The sequence below is a fragment of the Cellulomonas olei genome (genome assembly GCF_039548315.1).
Classification (GTDB): domain Bacteria; phylum Actinomycetota; class Actinomycetes; order Actinomycetales; family Cellulomonadaceae; genus Cellulomonas.
Map to the genome: position 1 here is coordinate 140,052 of NZ_JBCLVN010000001.1, position 17,147 is coordinate 157,198.

The following is a 17,147-nucleotide window of genomic DNA, read 5'->3' on the forward strand; positions in this document are numbered from 1 at the left end:
CGACCGCGGCGGGTACGCCCGGTCCGTGTCCCCTATGCAAGCGTTTACATGGCTGGCGCACAACCGGTTCCGGGCTACGGACCGGTCACGATTTGGTCACGCACCCGGGCGGTGGACCCGCGCTCCACCAGCGTCGTCGGGAACAGCACCTCCCGCGGCACCGGCGCGCCGGTGATCATCTCGAGCAGCATCGAGGCCGCGGTGACGCCCTGGTCGTGCGCGTTCTGCGCCATCGTCGTCAGGTCGAGGTGCTCGGCCATCTCGTGCCCGTCGACCCCGACCACCGACACGTCGCCGGGCACCCGCAGGCCCCGGTCGCGCAGCGCGAGGATCGCGCCCATCGCCATCTCGTCCGACGCCGCGAACACCGCCGTGACGTCCGGGCGGCGGTCGAGCAGGGCGTGCATCGACGCCCGCCCGCCCGCCACGTCGAAGTGCCCGTGCACCTCCAGCCCCTCGACCGGGAGGCCGCGGGCGGCCATCTCGGCGCGCCAGCCGGCCGCGCGCCGCACCGCCGGGGACCAGGGCAGGCAGTCGTCGGGCTCGCCCGACAGGTGCGCGATCGTCCGGTGCCCGAGGTCCGCCAGGTGCGCGACGGCCGTGCGCGCGGTCGCCACGTCGTCCAGCCCGACCGTGACGCGGCCCGGCGCGCCCGCGCCCACGAACACCAGCGGGTAGCCGAGTCCCTCGAGCGCCGCGACCTCCTCGGCCTCGAGGGGCAGGCCGACCACGAGCACCCCGTCCACCCGCCGCCGCAGCACGTCCGGGTCCACGCGCAGCCGCCGCACGTCGCGGCTCAGCTCGAACGTGTACAGCAGGGCGTCGAAGTCCTCGACCCGCAGCGCCCGCTCCGCGCCCTCGATGACGTGGGCGAAGAACCAGTGTGCGACCCAGGGCGTGATCAGGCCGATGGTGCGGGTGCGGCCCGACGCGAGCGACGAGGCCGACGGCGACGGCACGTAGCCGAGCTCGTCGGCGGCCCGGCGCACCCGCTCGCGCGTGGCGGCGGTGACGTTCGGCAGGCCCCGCAGGGCGCGCGACACGGTCGCGGTGGACACCCCGGCTGCCCGGGCCACGTCGACGATGCCGTGCGCCATGGCGGGGATTGTGCTCCGCGCGGCTGGGCCGGGTCCACCGGGGGAGCCCGTGGGAGCGCTACCGCTTTTCGCGGCCTCCGGGACGGCGCGCACGCCTCCCGCGGGCACCGGCCGTCGCCGTCAGCGGCCGATGCTGCGCAGCACCGCGACGACGCCGTCGTCCGCGATCGTGCCGGTGACCTCGTCCGCCGCCTGCCGCACCGCGTCGGGCGCGTGACCCATGGCCACCCCGCGCGCCGCCCAGCGAAGCATCTCGACGTCGTTGCCGCCGTCGCCCACCGCGACCGTCGCGAACGGCTCCACGCCGAGCCGCCGCCGCAGCTCCTCCAGCGTGCTGCCCTTGGACACCCCGCCCGGCGTCAGGTCCAGCCACGCGCTCCAGCCGACCGCGTAGGACACCTGGTGCAGGCCGACCCGCTCCACGAGCGCGTGGAACTCCTCGGGCGTGCTGCCGGGGTCGCGGATGACCACGCGCGTCGCCGGGCTCGCGCACAGCTCCTCGAACGTCGACACGCGCTGCTCCCCCGTCAGCTCGCCGTCCGGGAACGGCCGGGACACCAGGAACCCGCGGCCCAGGTCCTCCACCGCGAAGAACGCGTCGGGCAGCTCCATCTGCAGCACCCGCAGCACCGGCTCGGGGTCGAACGTCGTGAGCTCGACGACCTCGTAGCCCTCCGGCCGCTCCGGGGCGACCCGCGCCAGCACCGCGCCGTTCGAGCACACCAGCCAGCCGTCGTCGATGCCGAGGTCGCGCGCCACCGGCACCGTCGCCAGGACCGCGCGGCCCGTCGCGAGCACCACGTGGGCGCCCGCCTCGCGCAGCGACGCCACGCACGCGCGCACCTCGTCCGAGACCACGCCGTCGTAGGTCATGAGCGTGCCGTCGACGTCGAGGGCGACCAGGGTCCCGGCCACGGTGCGCGGGTGGCTCATCGCGATCCGCCCCCCGCCGCCGCGGCGGCCCGCACCGGCTCCAGGACCTCCAGGCCCCCGAGGTACGGGCGCAGCCCCTCCGGCACCCGGACCGAGCCGTCCGCCTGCTGGTGGTTCTCGAGGATCGCGACGATCCACCGCGTGGTCGCGAGCGTGCCGTTGAGCGTCGCGACGGGGCGGACCTCGCCGTCCGCCGTGCGCTCCCGCACGCCCAGCCGGCGGGCCTGGAACGTCGTGCAGTTGGACGTGCTCGTCAGCTCCAGGTAGCGCTCCTGGCTCGGCAGCCACGCCTCGCAGTCGAACTTGCGCGCGGCGCTCGACCCGAGGTCGCCCGCGGCGGTGTCGATGACCCGGTACGGCAGCTCGGCGAGCGCGAGCATCTCCTCCTCCCAGCCGAGGATGCGCCGGTGCTCGGCCGCCGCGTCCTCGACCGTCGTGTAGGAGAACGCCTCCACCTTGTGGAACTGGTGCACGCGGATGATGCCGCGGGTGTCCTTGCCGTACGAGCCGGCCTCGCGGCGGTAGCACGCCGACCAGCCGGCGTAGCGGCGCGGCCCCGCCGACAGGTCGAGGATCTCGCCGGAGTGGTAGCCCGCGAGCGCCACCTCGCTGGTGCCCACCAGGTACAGGTCGTCGGCCTCGAGGCGGTAGATCTCGTCCGCGTGCGCCCCGAGGAACCCGGTCCCGGCCATGATCTCCGGCTTGACCAGGGTCGGCGTGATGACCGGGGTGAAGCCCACGGCCAGCGCCCGGTCCACGGCGGCGTTCAGCAGCGCGAGCTCCAGGCGGGCGCCGATCCCCGTGAGGTAGTAGAACCTCGCGCCGGAGACCTTCGCGCCGCGCTCGGTGTCGATCGCGGCGAGCCCCTCGCCCAGCTCCAGGTGGTCGCGGACCGCGAAGTCCGGCCCGTACTCCGCGGCGAAGTCGCGCGGGGTGCCCTCGTGCCGCAGCACCACGTAGTCGTCCTCGCCGCCGGCGGGCACGCCCTCCTCGACGACGTTGCCGATCCGCCGCGCGAGCTCCGTGGCGAGCGCGTCGGCCGCCTCCGCGTCCGCCTGCAGGGCCTTGACCTGCTCCGCGAGCGTCTTCGCGCGGGCGAGCAGCGCCTGCTTCTCGTCGCCCTGCGCGGAGGCGACCTGCTTGCCGAGGGACTTCTGCTCGGCCCGCAGCGTCTCGAAGTCGGTGAGCGCGGCACGGCGGCGGGCGTCGGCGTCGAGCACCTGGTCGACCAGACCGGGGTCGTCGCCGCGGGTCACCTGGCTCGCACGCACGACGTCCGGGTCCTGGCGCAGCAGCTTCAGATCGATCACACGGCGAGCCTACCGACCGCCGGCGCACGCGGGACCGGACCGGTCGACGCCCGCCGTGGGCAGGACCGGCCGCCGGGCCGTAGATTCCTCGCATGACCTGGGAAGCCTGGCTGTCCGTCACCGCCCTCGTGCTGTCGGTGGTGGCCGCCGGGGTCGCGGTCGCCGCGTGGCGGGGCGCCGCCGCGCGCGGTGCGGGGCGCGCGGCCACGGCGCCGGGCGGGCCGGGGAGCCGGCGGCCGCTGGTCGCGTTCGTCGCCAACCCGTCCAAGCCCGGAGTGCCCGACCTGCGCGCGACCGTGCGCCGGGTGTGCGCGGAGCAGTACCTGCCGGAGCCGCTCTGGCTCGAGACCACCCCGGAGGACCCGGGCATCGGCCAGACGCGGGACGCCGTCGCCCGCGGCGCGGACGTCGTGGTCGCCCTGGGCGGTGACGGCACCGTGCGCGCGGTCGCCGAGGCGCTCGTCGGGACCGGCGTCCCGATGGGCCTGGTGCCCGTCGGCACCGGCAACCTGCTCGCCCGCAACCTGGACATCCCGATCGGCGACCCGCTGGCGGCCCTGCAGATCGCGCTCGAGGGCACGGACCGGACGATCGACGTCGGCTGGCTCCGCGTCATCCGGTACGAGTCCCAGGTGGACGACGACATCGCGGAGGCCGCCGACGACCTGCCGGCTGACACCGACGTCCCCCGCGACCACATCTTCCTGGTCATCGCCGGGGTCGGCTTCGACGCGGCGATGGTCGCCGACGCGGACGACGAGCTGAAGGCGAAGGTCGGCTGGATCGCGTACTTCGTCGCCGGCATCAAGCACCTGCACGGCCGCCGGCTGCGCACCGTGCTCCGGCTCGACGACGCCCCGCCGACCAACGCCCGCGTCCGCTCCCTGCTGATCGGCAACTGCGGGCGCCTGCCCGGCGGCATCACGCTGCTCCCGGACGCCGAGCTCGACGACGGCTGGCTCGACGTCGCCGCCATCGACACCCGCGGCGGCGTCGCCGGCTGGGCGCAGCTGTTCGGCGAGGTGGTGCTCCAGGGCGTCGGCGTGCGCAGCCAGCTCCCGGCGAAGATCGGCCGCATCGACCACACCCGCGCCCGCGAGGTCCACCTCACGGTGGCCGGCGGCGAGTACGTGCAGGTGGACGGGGACGTGCTCGGCCACGTGACGGAGCTGTCCGCCCGGGTCGACGCCGGGGCGCTGGTCGTGCGGGTCGCCCGGGCCTGACCCCGCCGGGGTCAGACGCTCGTGCCGTCCCGCACCGACCGCAGCCACTCCCGGGCCCCGCGGAAGTCGGCGTCCGCCGTGCCGAGGTGCACGTCCGCCGCCTGCCCGTCCGCCCGCGGGTAGGAGCCGAGGTACCGCACCTGCGGGCACACCCGGTGCAGGCCCATGAACGCCTCACCCATCCGCTCCTCGGCGATGTGGCCCTCCGCGTCGATGGAGAACGAGTACCGCCCCAGCGAGTCGCCGATCGGGCGGGACTCGATGCGGGACAGGTTCACGCCGCGCGCGGCGAACTGCTCCAGCATCGTCAGCAGCGCGCCGGCCTCGTTGGACGGCAGGTGCACGACGAGGGTCGTCTTGTCCGCGCCGGTCGGCGCCGGCACCGCACCGGGCGCGCCGACGACCACGAACCGCGTCGCGGCGTGCGGGTTGTCCGCGACGCCGTCCGCGAGCACGGGCAGCCCGTAGTGCGCGGGGGCGGCCGGCGGCACGAGCGCGGCGTCGAAGCCGAGCGCGTCGCCGTCGCCCGCCTGCGCGAGCAGCGCCGCCGGCGCCGTGTTCGACGTCGCGGGCACGTGGACGACCCCCGGCAGGTGCGCCGCGAGCCACCGGCGGCACTGCACCCACGCGTGCGGGTGGGCCGCGACGCGCCGCACGTCCGCCAGGGAGGTGCCGGGCCGCGCGACGAGCGAGAAGCCGACCTGGACGAGCACCTCGCGCTGCAGCACGAGCGGGCTCCCGACCGCGAGCGCGTCGAGTGTCGCCGTGACCCCGCCCTCGACCGTGCTCTCGATCGCGACCACCGCGTGGTCGGCGTCCCCGGAGCGCACCGCCTCGATGGCCGAGACGACGTCGGGCTGCGGGAGGTAGACGGCCTCCTGCGGGCTCGCGACCTGCCGCAGCGCCACCTCGGTGAAGGTGCCCGCGGGGCCCAGGTAGGCGTAGCGGGGACGACCGGGCATGGGGACCTCCGGGTCGGGCGGTGGCGGTGCGGCGGGACGGACGGGACGAGCGGTCGCGCGGGGCGCGTGAGGACGGCGTGAGCACGCTGTGGGGCGCGCGTGCACGTGCCGTCCGGGCACGCCCGGGCGACCCGGCCGAGCGTAGTGCGCCCGTACGCTGGGCCGGTGCCGCCGTCCACACCCGTTCCCGCACCGCCCGCCGCCCGGACGTCCCGGCGGACGCGCGGCGCACGGGTGGCGGCGCTGCTCGCCGCGCTGCTGGTGCTGACCCTCGGGTGGTCCGCGACCCCGGCGGCGGCCGGCACCGCCGCGACGGCCGCCGCCGTCCCCGACGAGGTCGACGGGCCCGTCGTCCTCGTCGGCGCGACCGGCCTGCGGTGGGACGACCTCGGCTCGCTGACGACGCCCGCGCTGTGGCAGCTCTCCCGGGAGGGGTCGCTCGGCACGACCGTCGTGCGGTCCGTGTGGTCGTACACGTGCCCGAGCGCGGGGTGGCTCGCCGTGTCCGCGGGCGGCCGCGCGGACGACCTCCGCGTGCCCGACGGCACGTGCCGGACCCTGCGTGACCCGCTGGCGAACGGCGCCGTCCCGGGGTGGGCGGACTACGTCGCCGCGACGGACGCGTCCTCGTACTCCTCGCGCCTCGGGCTGCTGGGGGACACGCTCGCGGACGCCGGGATCCCGGCCGTCGGCATCGGCCCCGGCGCGGCGATCGCCCTGGCCGGGTCGGACGGCACGCCGGTCGGGACGCACGTGCGCAAGCCGGCGGACGCGCAGGCGCTCGAGGCCGCCGTCGCCGTCGCGCTGGCCGACGCCCGGCTGGTCGTCGTGGACGTGGGGACGGTCCGCGACCCGGGCTACCAGACCCGCGGCCGCGTCGAGTCCGACGGCACCGCCGACCCGGACGCCGAGCAGGAGGTCCCGGACCTCTCGGGGACGGACGTCGTCACGGCGCCGACCCGCGCCGAGCAGGTGCAGGAGATCGACGCCCGCGTCGGCGCCGTCCTGGCGGCGGCCCGGCGCGCGGACCCGGACGCGACCGTGCTCGTGGCGTCCGTCGCGGACTCCAGCCGGCGGGCGCACCTGCAGCTCGCGGCCGCCACCGGGCCGGGCTACGACGGCGGGACGATCGGCGCGCCGTCCACGCGGCAGACCGGGTACCTGCAGACGACCGACATCACGCCGACGCTGCTCGACGCGCTCGGGATCCGCGACCGGGCGCCGTCGGGCGCGCTCGTCGGCTCGACCATCCGGCAGACGCCCGACGACGCGCCGGCCGGGGAGCGCGTCGCGTACCTCATCGACCAGAACCGGCACGCGCAGGCCGCCAAGCCGCTCGTCGGCGGGTTCTACGTGTTCTGGGTCGGGATGAACCTCGCCCTGTACCTGCTCGTGATGGTCGGCCTGAACCACCGGGTGCGCACCGCCTGGTCCCGGCTGCTCCACCGGCTGTGGCCGCGCTGGGTCGCCGGCTCGGCCCACCCCGCGCGCGTGCTGCACGGCCTGCGCGTGGGCGCCGTCGTCGTGGCGGCGGTCCCGGTCTCGACGTTCCTGGCGAACCTGCTGCCCTGGTGGCGCTCGGCGACCCCCGGGTGGGCGCTGGCCGGTGCCGTCGCGCTGTTCGCCGCCGCCGTGACCGCCCTGGCGCTGCTGCCCCCGTGGTGGGGCGGGCGGCTGCTCGGCCCGCTCGGCGTGGTCAGCGGCGTGACGGCCGCGGTGCTGGCCCTCGACGTCGCGACCGGCGCGCGCCTCGCCCTGGACTCGATGATGGGGCCGGGGTCGCTCGTCGCCGGGCGGTTCTACGGCTTCGGCAACCCGGCGTTCGCCCTGTTCGCGACGGCGATGATCCTGACGGCGGTGGCGCTCGCGGACCCGCTGCTGCGCGCGGGCCGCCGGGGCCTGGCCGTCGGCGTGGTCGCCGCCACGGGCCTGGTCGCGACCGTCGTCAACGGCCTGCCGTCCCTCGGGGCCGACTTCGGCGGGCCGCCGGCGCTGGTCCCGGGCTTCCTGATCCTGGGGCTGCTCACCGCGGGCCTGCGGCTCAGCTGGCGCCGGGTGGTGGCGGTGCTCGGCGCGGGCGCCGTGACGGTCGTCGGCATCGCGGTGGTGGACTGGATGCGGCCCCCGGACGACCGGACCCACCTCGGGCGGTTCATCGAGACCGTGCTCGACGGCGGGCTGACCACGGTGCTGGCCCGCAAGGCCGAGACCAACCTGCGCATCCTGTTCGGCAGCGAGCAGACCCTGCTGGCGATCGGCGGCCTGCTGCTCGTCGTGCTGCTGGTCGGCCGCCCCGCGCGGTCGGCGGTGCGCGCGGACGACGGGGGCCCGTACGCCTGGCTGTCCGCGGGCGCCCCGCTGCGGCGGCTGGCCACGGACGCCCCGGTGCTGCTCAAGGGCCTCACGGCGCTGGCGGTCACGCTCGGCATCGGCTTCGCCCTGAACGACTCCGGCGTGGTGGTGCCGGCCACGGGCATCGGCCTGGCCGTCCCGCTGCTGGCCGCGACGTGCGCGACGTGGATGCTCTCGCTGCAGCCGCCCGCCGCCGGGCGCGCGGGCGGCGACGCCGCGGGTCAGAGGCCGCCCGGCACCCCGGCCACGGCGTCCGCGGCGCCCTCGGCGACGAGCGCCGCCGCGGGGACCGGCTCGTCGACGGCGGCCGGCGGCCGCACCGCGTCGGCGAACGTGCAGGGACGCCCGAACAGGTAGCCCTGCACGAGGTCGCAGCCGAGCTCCCGCAGCGCGACGTGCTGGGTGCGGTCCTCGACGCCCTCGGCGATGACGTCGGCGCCGAGCGACCGGCCGAGCGCGACCACCGCCTCCACCACGCCCGCCGCGCGGGGCCCGACCGGCCCGGAGCCGCCGAGGCCGTGCACGAACGACTGGTCGATCTTCAGCAGGGTGACCGGGTAGTCGTGCAGGCGGGACAGGGACGAGTACCCGGTCCCGAAGTCGTCGACGGCCACCCCGACGCCGAGCTCGCGCAGCGCGCGCAGCATCGGCACCACGCGCGTGTCGTCGGCCAGCGCGCCCTCGGTCACCTCGATGCCGAGCCAAGCCGCGGGGGCGTCGTGCGCCGCGAGCAGGTCGACGACGAGCGTGACCAGGTCCGGGCGGTCCTTCTGGCCGACGAACTGCCGCGGGGAGACGTTGACCCACACCCGCAGGTCCGCGCCGGTGCCGCGGTTGTGCGCGACGACCTCGCCGAGCGCGCGGTCCAGCGCCCACGCGCCGAGCTCGCCGATCAGGCCGGTCTCCTCCGCCACCGGGATGAACTCCGCCGGGGGCACGGGCCCGCGGGACCGGCTGGTCCACCGCATGAGCGCCTCGACGCCCTCGACCCGGCCGTGCACGAGGTCGACCTCCGCCTGGTACACGAGGGCCATCTCGCCCTCCGCGACCGCGCGGCGCAGGTCGGCCGCCATGGTGAGCCGCTGCCGCGCGCGGTCGGCGGCCTGCTCCTCGTACCACTCGTGGCAGCCGCCGCCGGCGGCCTTCGCCCGGTACATCGCCACGTCCGCGCACCGCAGCAGCTCGTCCCAGGGCATGGTCCCCGGCGGGGCGTGGACGACGCCGACGCTGCACCCGACGGCGAACTCCTCGTCGTGCAGCGCGAACGGCTCGTCGAACGCGGCGACGATGCGCGACGCCACGGCGTCCGCCACCCCGGGGGTGGCGTCCGGCAGCAGCACCACGAACTCGTCGCCGCCGACCCGGGCGGGCGTGGCGCGGTGCGGCAGGCCCGCGGCGACCCGGGCGGCCGCGCGACGCAGCAGCTCGTCGCCCACCACGTGCCCGTAGGAGTCGTTGACGAGCTTGAACCGGTCCAGGTCCAGCAGCAGCAGCGCGGTGCCGACGCGCGACGTGGCGAGCGCCGCCACGGCCCGCTCGCGGGCGACGTCCCGGTTCGCCAGCCCGGTGAGCGGGTCGTGGGTGGCGGCGTGCGTGAGTCGGTCCTGGGCGTCGCGGAACCGGGTGACGTCGCGCGCGACGACCAGCACCGAGTCGACGGTCCCCGCCGGCCCGCGCTCCGGGACGGCGCGGATCTCGTACCAGCTGCCCTGGTGCTCCGCGGACATGCTGATGAGGCGGCGGGGGTCGTGCTCGACGTCGGCGCCCGGGTCGGAGGCGATCGCGAGCATGTGGTTCGCGAGCGCGCGCACGGCGTCCATCACCGGGGAGCGGGACGCGAGCTCGGCCGCCCGCAGCCCGATGTCGTCCTCCGTGAGCTGCGCGGCCCGGCGCATGGCCACGTTCGCGAACCGCAGCCGGGCCTCGACGTCCACGCGGGCGATCGCGTCCGGGGTGTTGCGGGTGATCGACTCCAGGTCGCGCGTCCGGTCCGCGAGCGCCCGCGTCCGCTCGGCGGCGAGCTCGACGGCGCGGTTCTCCGCCGCGGCGCGCGACGTCAGCAGCCCCACGACGAGGGCGGTGAGCACCGTCCCGGCGAGCAGCGGGAACCACGTCAGCGGCCCGGGCACGTCGGACTGCGCCGCGACCAGCGTCCACGTCCGGCCGGCGACGGGCACGTCCCGCGTGCGCACCACCGGGGCCCGGACCGCGGCGGCGCCCGCACCGGCGGGCAGCGCCCCCAGCAACTGGTCGCCGTCCAGCACCGCGGTGGGGTCCTCCGGCTCGTCGAGGAGGGCGAGGAGGGGGTCGAACCGCACGGTCGTCACCGTCCACCCGAGCAGGCGACGGACCCGCTCCCCGCGCGACCGGGGAGCGTCCGGGCCGTCGAACACTGGCGCGACGGCAGCCGTCTCCATGCCCCCGACGGCCCCGGCCCGGGCGACCAGACCCGCGTCCGCCCCGTCGTAGGCGGCGCCGACGTCGGCGGTGTACGGCTCGGACACGACCACGTCCCCGAGGTCGCGGGACGCGATGAGCGCCTCCTCGAGGGCGCGCACGGCGACGGGGTCCGCGGTGCGCCCGGCCACGAGCTCGTCGACCAGCGAGGCCGGCCCGAGGCGCACGACCTGGGCGGCCGCCACCGCTCCGGGCGGCAGCTCCGTCCCACCGCCGACGAGGTCGACGAGCCCCGCGCGGTCCGCCGGGTCCGCGGGGGCCGGGATCCAGGCGACCCCGCCGATCGTCTCGGTCCTGCCCGCCGGGCCGACGAACACCCGCAGGTGCGACTCCCAGGCGTCGGCGGTCGCCGTCCACGCGTCGTCGGGGCCGGGCGTGAGCATCAGCGCCGACGTCCGCGCGAGGCGCAGCTGCATGTCCCACCGCGCCACCAGCGCCTCGGCGGTGACGGCCAGCCGGGCCCGGGCCTCGTCCGCCGCGTGGTCGCGCCGCTGGTGCCCGTCGAACGCCGAGACCGCGAGGGACAGCACCAGCCCGACCGGCACGGCCACCGCGACGATCACGCGCACTCGGGTGCGGGCACGTCGGCGCTCGTCGAGCGGCATGCCCACCTCCTTCGCGTCCTGCGTCCCCCTCCCATCGGCCGGCACGCACCCCCGCGCGACCACGGCGCCGCAGATTCACCCGATGCGCGGCGGTTCGTCCCGCCCCGCGAGCCGCGCCACGGCGGCGCGCGCCTCTCACCTACACTCGCCAGCGTGATCTTCAAGTCGGTGGGCGAGGGCAGGCCCTATCCCGACCACGGGCTCGTGACGCCCAAGCAGTGGGCGGACGTGCCGCCGCGGCAGGTGCGGCTCGACGAGCTGGTCACGACCAAGCGCACCCTGAACCTCGACAACCTGCTGTCCGAGGACTCCACGTTCTACGGCGACCTGTTCGCCCACGTCGTGCAGTGGCGCGGCGTGCTCTACCTGGAGGACGGCCTGCACCGGGCGGTGCGCGCCGCGCTGCAGCAGCGGCCCGTGCTGCACGCGCGCGTCCTGGTGATCGAGACCGATGAGCACTGACCGCACCCCCGACGCCGCCCGGCAGCGACGCCGCCGGCACACCCGTGAGCGCCAGGCCGTCGTGTTCGGCGTGCTGCTGGCCGGCCTCGGCGTCGCCGCCGCCGGCGCGGGGGCCGTCTACACGGGCAACCTCGAGCTGCCGTTCCTGACGCGGGACTTCTCGTCCCCGGAGCCGACCGGCCTGGCCGTCGCGGACTCGCCCTGCCCGCCGGAGGGCGCCACGCCGGTGCCCTACGGGCAGATCACCGTGAACGTGTACAACAGCACGAACCGCGTCGGGCTGGCCGGCGACACCGGCGACGCGCTCGAGTCCCGCGGCTTCGTCATCGGCGCCGAGGCGAACGCCCGCGGCGCCGGCTACGCCACGTACCCGGACACGGCGCTCATCCAGTTCGGGTCGCAGGGCGTCGCCGCCGCCTACACCGTGGCCGCGCAGTTCGACTCCCCGCAGCTGGTGCTCGACACCCGCGAGGACGCCACGGTCGACGTGGTGGTCGGCGCCGCGTTCAACAACCTGGTCGCCGCCGCGGACGTCGTCCTGACGCCGGACCAGCCGTTCGCCGTGCCGGAGGGCTGCATCGCCCTGGACCAGGTCACGGCGCGGCCGCAGCCGACGCCGACCGCCCCGGCGACCACCGCGCCGCCCGCGGGCTGACCCCGCCGACGCGGCGCACGGCGGGAGCCCCCACGGGCCCACGCCGCGCGCCGGTGGTCAGCGCGTCCGGCCCTCGAGCTCCGTGCCGCCCGGGACGGAGGCCGGCGACGCCGGCTCCTGGCTCGTCCCGCGCCACCGGGCCACGGCCCGCATGACGTGGTGGACGCCGATCGCCGCGGCCGTGCCCAGCGCGATGCCGGCGAACTGCAGGTCGCCCGCCGTCCAGGTGAAGTTCGCGATGCCGATGACCAGCGCGACGGCGGCGGTCGTGAGGTTCACCGGGTCGGAGAAGTCGACCTTGTTCTGCACCCAGATCCGGGCGCCGAGCACGCCGATCATGCCGTAGAGGACCGTCGTGGCACCGCCGAGCACCCCGGGCGGGATGGTGTTGATGAGCTCGCCGAACTTGGGCGACAGGCTGAGGACCAGCGCGGTGGCGGCGGCCACCCAGTACGCGGCGGTCGAGTACACCTTGGTGGCCGCCATGACGCCGATGTTCTCGGCGTAGGTCGTGGTCCCCGAGCCGCCGCCGAGGCCCGCGAACGTGGTGGCCAGGCCGTCGGCGAACAGGGCGCGACCGGTCAGGTGGTCGAGGTTGCGGTCCGTCATCGCGGCGACCGACTTCACGTGCCCCACGTTCTCGGCGATCAGCACGAAGACGACCGGGAGGAACAGGCCGAGCAGGTGCGGCTCGAACGTCGGCGTCACGAAGTCCGGCAGGCCGAACCAGGCGGCGTCACCCACGGCGGCGAAGTCGACCTCGCCGCGCACCCAGGCGACGACGTACCCGACGACCACACCGACGAGGATGGACAGCCGGCCGAGGATGCCCCGGAACAGCACGGCCGCGAGGACGATCGCGCCGAGGGTCGCGAGCGCCGTCACGGGGGCGGCGCGGAACCCGCTGCACACGCCCTCCGCGTCGCACGACCCCCACGCCGTGGGGGCGAGGTTGAAGCCGATCAGCGCGACGACGGTGCCGGTGACCACCGGGGGCATCACGACGTCGATCCACCGGGACCCCGCGAGGTGCACCACCAGGCCGACCGCCGCGAGCAGCACGCCGGTCACGAGGATGCCGCCGACCGCGGCGGACTGGCCGCCCGAGGCGGTCGCCGCGACGATCGGGCCGATGAACGCGAAGCTCGACCCGAGGTAGGACGGCAGCCGGTTGCCCGTGACCAGCAGGAACGTCACGGTGCCGATCGCCGAGAACAGCAGCGTCGTCGCCGGCGAGAAGCCGGTCAGCAGCGGCACCAGGAACGTCGCGCCGAACATCGCGACGACGTGCTGCATGCCGATCCCGATGGTCCGGGGCCAGCTCAACCGCTCCTCCGGGGCGACGACCGCCCCCGGGGCGACGCTCCTGCCGTCGCCGTGCACCCGCCACCCGAACGCGCTCACGCGGTCCCGCCTCCTCGCTGCCCGGCCCGGTCCGTCCGGGCGCGCCGGACCGCAGGCTAGCGGCTCGGTCCCCGGGCCCGTCGGGACGGTCCGCCGCGTAGGGTGTCCCGCGCCCGGACTCACACGCGGAGGTGCGCCATCGACCGCCTGCTGCGCTCCCGCGCTGCGCTGTGGACCGCGTTCGTCGCGGTGCACGCCTGGATCGGGTACGTCGGGACCGTCCTCATCCCGACGAAGGCGTTCTGGGACGTCGACCTGTACCGCTGGTGGATGTGGCAGGGGCTGCACGAGGGCGTGTGGCCGGTGCTGAGCGGCGACTGGGTGTACCCGGCCGGCGCGGTGCTGCCGATGCTCGCGCCGGCGCTGGTGGTCGACGCCGTCGACACCCGCGCGTACGCCGTCGCGTGGACGGTGCTGATCGCGGCCGCGAACGCCGCGGCCGTCGGGGTGCTGCTGCGCGGGACGCGCGCGCCGGCCCGGGACGCGCGGCCGGGGCCGGACGGCGTCGTCGCCGGGGTGGTCACCGGCCAGCCGGGGCACGACCCCGCGGCGGGCGCGTGGTGGTGGCTGGCGTTCGTCCTGCTGCTCGGCCCCGTGGCGGTGGGCCGCCTCGACGCGGTGGTCGCGCCGGTGGTGGTCGTCGCGCTCACGCTCGCGCTGCGCCGGCCGGCGGTCGCCTCGGCCCTGCTGACGGCCGGCGCGTGGATCAAGGTCGCCCCCGGCGCCCTGCTGCTGCCGCTGGTGCTCGTGGTGCGGCGGCCGTGGCGCGACCTCGTGCTGCCGGCCGCGCTGGTGTGCGTCGCCGTGGCGACGGCCGTCGTCGCGGGCGGCGGGGCGGCGCACCTGACGTCGTTCCTCACCGAGCAGGGCGACCGGGGGCTCCAGGTCGAGGCGGTCGCGGCCACGCCGTGGGTGCTGGCCGGGCTCGGGTCGCCGGACGTGCGCGTGGTGCTCAACCAGGCGATCACCACGTGGGAGATCACCGGCCCCGGCACGGCCGCCGTGGCCGGGGCGCTCGGCCTGCTGCTGCCGCTGGCCCTCGCGGCCGTCACCGCGCTGCTCGCGTGGGTGCGGCTGCGCGCCGGGGACCGGCTGGACACCGCGGGGTTCCTCGCCCGCGGTGCGCTGCTGGTGGCCGTGACGCTGATCGTGGCGAACAAGGTCGGGTCGCCGCAGTTCGTGGGGTGGCTGGCCGGTCCCGTGGTCGTCGGCCTGGCCCGGCCCGGCGCGGCGGGCGCGCGCGCCTGGCGGCTGCCCGCGGTGCTGGTGCTCGTCGTGGCGGCCCTCACCCAGTGGGTGTTCCCCGTGACCTACGACGGGATCACGGCGCAGCAGGCCGGGCCGTCGCTCCTGCTGGTGCTGCGCAACGTGCTGCTGGTGGTCCTCGCGGTCGTGGTGGCGCGGGACGTCGTCCGCACGGGACGGGCCCCGGCCACCACGACCGCGCGGGTCAGCGCACCTGCGGCATGACCTGCGAGGCCACCAGCTCCAGGTGGTCCAGGTCGTGCAGGTCGAGCACCTGGAGGTAGACCCGGCTCACGCCCAGGTCCGCGAGCGCGCCGAGCCGGTCGACGACCGCGGTGGGCGTGCCGGCGACGCCGACCTCGCGGAGCTCCTTCGGGTCGCGCCCGATCGCGGCGGCCCGGCGGTCCACCTCCGCGTCGTCCCGGCCGACCGCCACCACGAGCGCGGCCGACATCGTGAGCGACTGCGGGTCGCGGCCGATCGCCCGGCAGGCCTCGCGCACGGTCTCGAGCCTCTCGCCGACCTGGTCCAGCGGCGGGAACGACAGGTTGAACTCGCTCGCGAACCGGGCCGCGAGCGCCGGCGTCCGCTTCGGGCCCAGGCCGCCGACGATCACCGGCACGCCCGCGCGCGACGGGTCGAGGGGCGAGCGCTGGACCGGCTTCGGCAGCGCCGGGCTGTCCGTCAGCGTGTAGTGCTCGCCGGCGTAGGAGAACCGCTCCCCCACGGGCGTCCCCCACAGGCCGGTCACGACCTCGAGCTGCTCGGTGAACGGGCCGAAGCGCCTGGCCGGGAACGGGATGCCGTACGCGGCGTGCTCCTGCGCGAACCACCCGGCGCCCAGGCCGAGCTCCACGCGGCCGCCCGACATCTGGTCGACCTGCGCCACCTGGATCGCCAGCACGCCCGGGTGCCGGAACGTCGCGGAGGTCACGAGCGTGCCGAGCCGGATGCGGCTGGTCTCGCGCGCCAGGCCGGCGAGCGTGGTCCAGGCGTCCGTGGGGCCGGGCAGCCCGTCGCCGCCCATGCTCAGGTAGTGGTCGGAGCGGAAGAAGGCGTCGAAGCCCAGCTCCTCGGTGGCGCGCGCGACGGCGAGGATGTCGTCGTAGGAGGCGCCCTGCTGCGGTTCGGTGAAGATCCTCAGGTCCATGCCGCCGAGCCTTTCACGTCGTCCCGGGTGCGTGCCCTGCGACGTACGGATGCCGCTGCCCGCCGGCGCGTGAGACGGTGAGGACATGGTGACGCAGCTCGGTCTCGCCCTCGACGCGCTGGCGGTCGCCGACTGGCGGCGGCGCACCGCGCAGACCTACGCGGACGTCCGCCGGATCGCCGCGGACGACCCGGCCGCCGCGCACGCCGAGTGGGTGGCGCGCCGCGACGAGCTGTTCGCCGAGCACGCCGCGTCGCCCCTGCGCCCGGCCGCCAAGGCGGTGTTCCGCGGCCTGGACGTCGCGCCGTACGACCCGGCCTACCGGTTCGAGGTCCGGGTGCGCGCGACGTCGGCCCAGCGGCTCGAGGTCGCGACCGGGACCGACGGCGTCGTGCCGTTCGACCGCGTCGGGCGGGTCGAGCTCGAGGGGCTCGGCGGGCTGTCGGTGTGGGCGCTGCGCACGTACGGCGGCGGCATCTTCGTCCCCGTGAAGGACCGCACGTCGGGCCGCGGGAGCTACGGCGGCGGCCGGTACGTGCTGGACACCGTCAAGGGCGCCGACCTGGGGCGCGCGGCGGACGGCGGCCTGGTGGTCGACCTGAACTTCGCCTACAACCCGTCGTGCGCGTACGACCCCGCGTGGGCGTGCCCGCTGGCCACGCGGGGCAACGTGCTCGACGCGGAGGTGCCCGTCGGCGAGCGGCAGCCCGACCCGATGCTGGTGATCGACGCGGAGGACGAGGCCGGCTGACCGCGGGCGCGGGTCCCGCCGCCTAGGCTGGCGCGGTGCCCGACCAGCCCCTGGAGCCCGACGTCGCCGTGCCCGCCCGCACCACCCGCGCCGGCGGCCTCGTGGTCGAGACCCGCACCGCCGCCGACATCACCGCCGCCGAGCTGTACCCGCTGCTGCGGCTGCGCGTCGACGTGTTCGTGGTCGAGCAGGCGTGCCCGTACCCGGACCTGGACGGCCGTGACCTGCTGCCGGACACCCTGCAGGTCTGGGCGCACGACGGCGGCGACGTGCTGGGCTGCCTGCGGGTGCTGCGGGCCGGCAGCGCCTCCCCCGCGATCGGCCGGGTCGTCACGGCGCCGGCCGCGCGCGGTCGCGGGGTGGCGGCGGCCCTCCTCGAGCACGCCGTGGGCCTGTGCGGACCGGACGCGGCGATCGACCTGCACGCGCAGGCGCACCTCGAGGGCTGGTACGCCCGCTTCGGGTTCGAGCGGGCGGGCGACGGCTACGACGAGGACGGGATCCCGCACGTGCCGATGGTCCGGCGCCCGGCCTGAGCCCG

At 76.5% G+C, this 17,147-nt stretch carries 13 protein-coding genes; 6 read left to right on the forward strand and 7 right to left on the reverse strand.

Features of this window, described 5'->3' with window-relative positions; all coding sequences use genetic code 11:
* Nucleotides 1-74 precede the first annotated feature (74 nt).
* The 3 genes from AAHH18_RS00650 to serS form a co-directional block, all read right to left on the reverse strand.
* Nucleotides 75-1,097, reverse strand: coding sequence for a LacI family DNA-binding transcriptional regulator (locus AAHH18_RS00650; protein ID WP_283318983.1), 1,023 nt, complete (start codon nucleotides 1,095-1,097; stop codon nucleotides 75-77).
* 120 nt (nucleotides 1,098-1,217) lie between these two features.
* Entirely contained in the window at nucleotides 1,218-2,030 is an 813-nt protein-coding gene (locus AAHH18_RS00655) for an HAD family hydrolase (protein ID WP_283318982.1), read from the reverse strand.
* On the reverse strand, nucleotides 2,027-3,340 hold the full coding sequence (serS, locus tag AAHH18_RS00660) for a serine--tRNA ligase (protein ID WP_283318981.1): 1,314 nt from the start codon (nucleotides 3,338-3,340) through the stop codon (nucleotides 2,027-2,029). The genes AAHH18_RS00655 and serS overlap by 4 nt, the downstream gene beginning before the upstream one ends.
* Nucleotides 3,341-3,432: 92 nt before the next feature.
* Between serS and AAHH18_RS00665 the strand changes: the two genes are divergently transcribed.
* Entirely contained in the window at nucleotides 3,433-4,563 is a 1,131-nt protein-coding gene (locus tag AAHH18_RS00665; RefSeq protein WP_343300187.1) for a diacylglycerol/lipid kinase family protein, read from the forward strand.
* A gap of 11 nt (nucleotides 4,564-4,574) precedes the next feature.
* Here the strand turns inward: AAHH18_RS00665 and pheA are convergent, their stop codons facing one another.
* Both pheA and AAHH18_RS00675 read right to left on the reverse strand, forming a co-directional pair.
* A complete protein-coding gene (gene pheA, locus AAHH18_RS00670; protein ID WP_343300188.1) occupies nucleotides 4,575-5,525 on the reverse strand; it encodes a prephenate dehydratase in 951 nt (316 codons plus the stop codon).
* Between the two features lie 2,573 nt (nucleotides 5,526-8,098).
* The gene (locus tag AAHH18_RS00675; protein WP_343300189.1) at nucleotides 8,099-10,939 is read right to left on the reverse strand and encodes a putative bifunctional diguanylate cyclase/phosphodiesterase; all 2,841 of its coding nucleotides are present in this window, start codon (nucleotides 10,937-10,939) and stop codon (nucleotides 8,099-8,101) included.
* A gap of 153 nt (nucleotides 10,940-11,092) precedes the next feature.
* Between AAHH18_RS00675 and AAHH18_RS00680 the strand changes: the two genes are divergently transcribed.
* Both AAHH18_RS00680 and AAHH18_RS00685 read left to right on the forward strand, forming a co-directional pair.
* The gene (locus tag AAHH18_RS00680; protein WP_222170677.1) at nucleotides 11,093-11,401 is read left to right on the forward strand and encodes a type II toxin-antitoxin system VapB family antitoxin; all 309 of its coding nucleotides are present in this window, start codon (nucleotides 11,093-11,095) and stop codon (nucleotides 11,399-11,401) included.
* A complete protein-coding gene (locus tag AAHH18_RS00685; RefSeq protein WP_283318977.1) occupies nucleotides 11,391-12,056 on the forward strand; it encodes a LytR C-terminal domain-containing protein in 666 nt (221 codons plus the stop codon). Before AAHH18_RS00680 ends, AAHH18_RS00685 begins: the two co-directional genes overlap by 11 nt.
* A 57-nt stretch (nucleotides 12,057-12,113) precedes the next feature.
* Here the strand turns inward: AAHH18_RS00685 and AAHH18_RS00690 are convergent, their stop codons facing one another.
* Nucleotides 12,114-13,460 (reverse strand): uracil-xanthine permease family protein, encoded by a 1,347-nt coding sequence (locus AAHH18_RS00690; RefSeq protein WP_343300190.1) that lies wholly within the window; start codon nucleotides 13,458-13,460, stop codon nucleotides 12,114-12,116.
* 189 nt (nucleotides 13,461-13,649) lie between these two features.
* Between AAHH18_RS00690 and AAHH18_RS00695 the strand changes: the two genes are divergently transcribed.
* Nucleotides 13,650-14,930 (forward strand): glycosyltransferase 87 family protein, encoded by a 1,281-nt coding sequence (locus AAHH18_RS00695; RefSeq protein ID WP_343300191.1) that lies wholly within the window; start codon nucleotides 13,650-13,652, stop codon nucleotides 14,928-14,930.
* Here AAHH18_RS00695 and AAHH18_RS00700 read toward each other — a convergent pair.
* Nucleotides 14,911-15,855, reverse strand: coding sequence for an LLM class F420-dependent oxidoreductase (locus AAHH18_RS00700; RefSeq protein ID WP_283318974.1), 945 nt, complete (start codon nucleotides 15,853-15,855; stop codon nucleotides 14,911-14,913). The two genes, AAHH18_RS00695 and AAHH18_RS00700, sit on opposite strands and share 20 nt — an antisense overlap.
* Nucleotides 15,856-15,940: 85 nt before the next feature.
* Between AAHH18_RS00700 and AAHH18_RS00705 the strand changes: the two genes are divergently transcribed.
* Both AAHH18_RS00705 and AAHH18_RS00710 read left to right on the forward strand, forming a co-directional pair.
* Entirely contained in the window at nucleotides 15,941-16,606 is a 666-nt protein-coding gene (locus AAHH18_RS00705; RefSeq protein WP_283318972.1) for a DUF1684 domain-containing protein, read from the forward strand.
* 101 nt (nucleotides 16,607-16,707) lie between these two features.
* The gene (locus AAHH18_RS00710) at nucleotides 16,708-17,142 is read left to right on the forward strand and encodes a GNAT family N-acetyltransferase (RefSeq protein WP_459349051.1); all 435 of its coding nucleotides are present in this window, start codon (nucleotides 16,708-16,710) and stop codon (nucleotides 17,140-17,142) included.
* The last annotated feature ends 5 nt before the right edge of the window (nucleotides 17,143-17,147 follow it).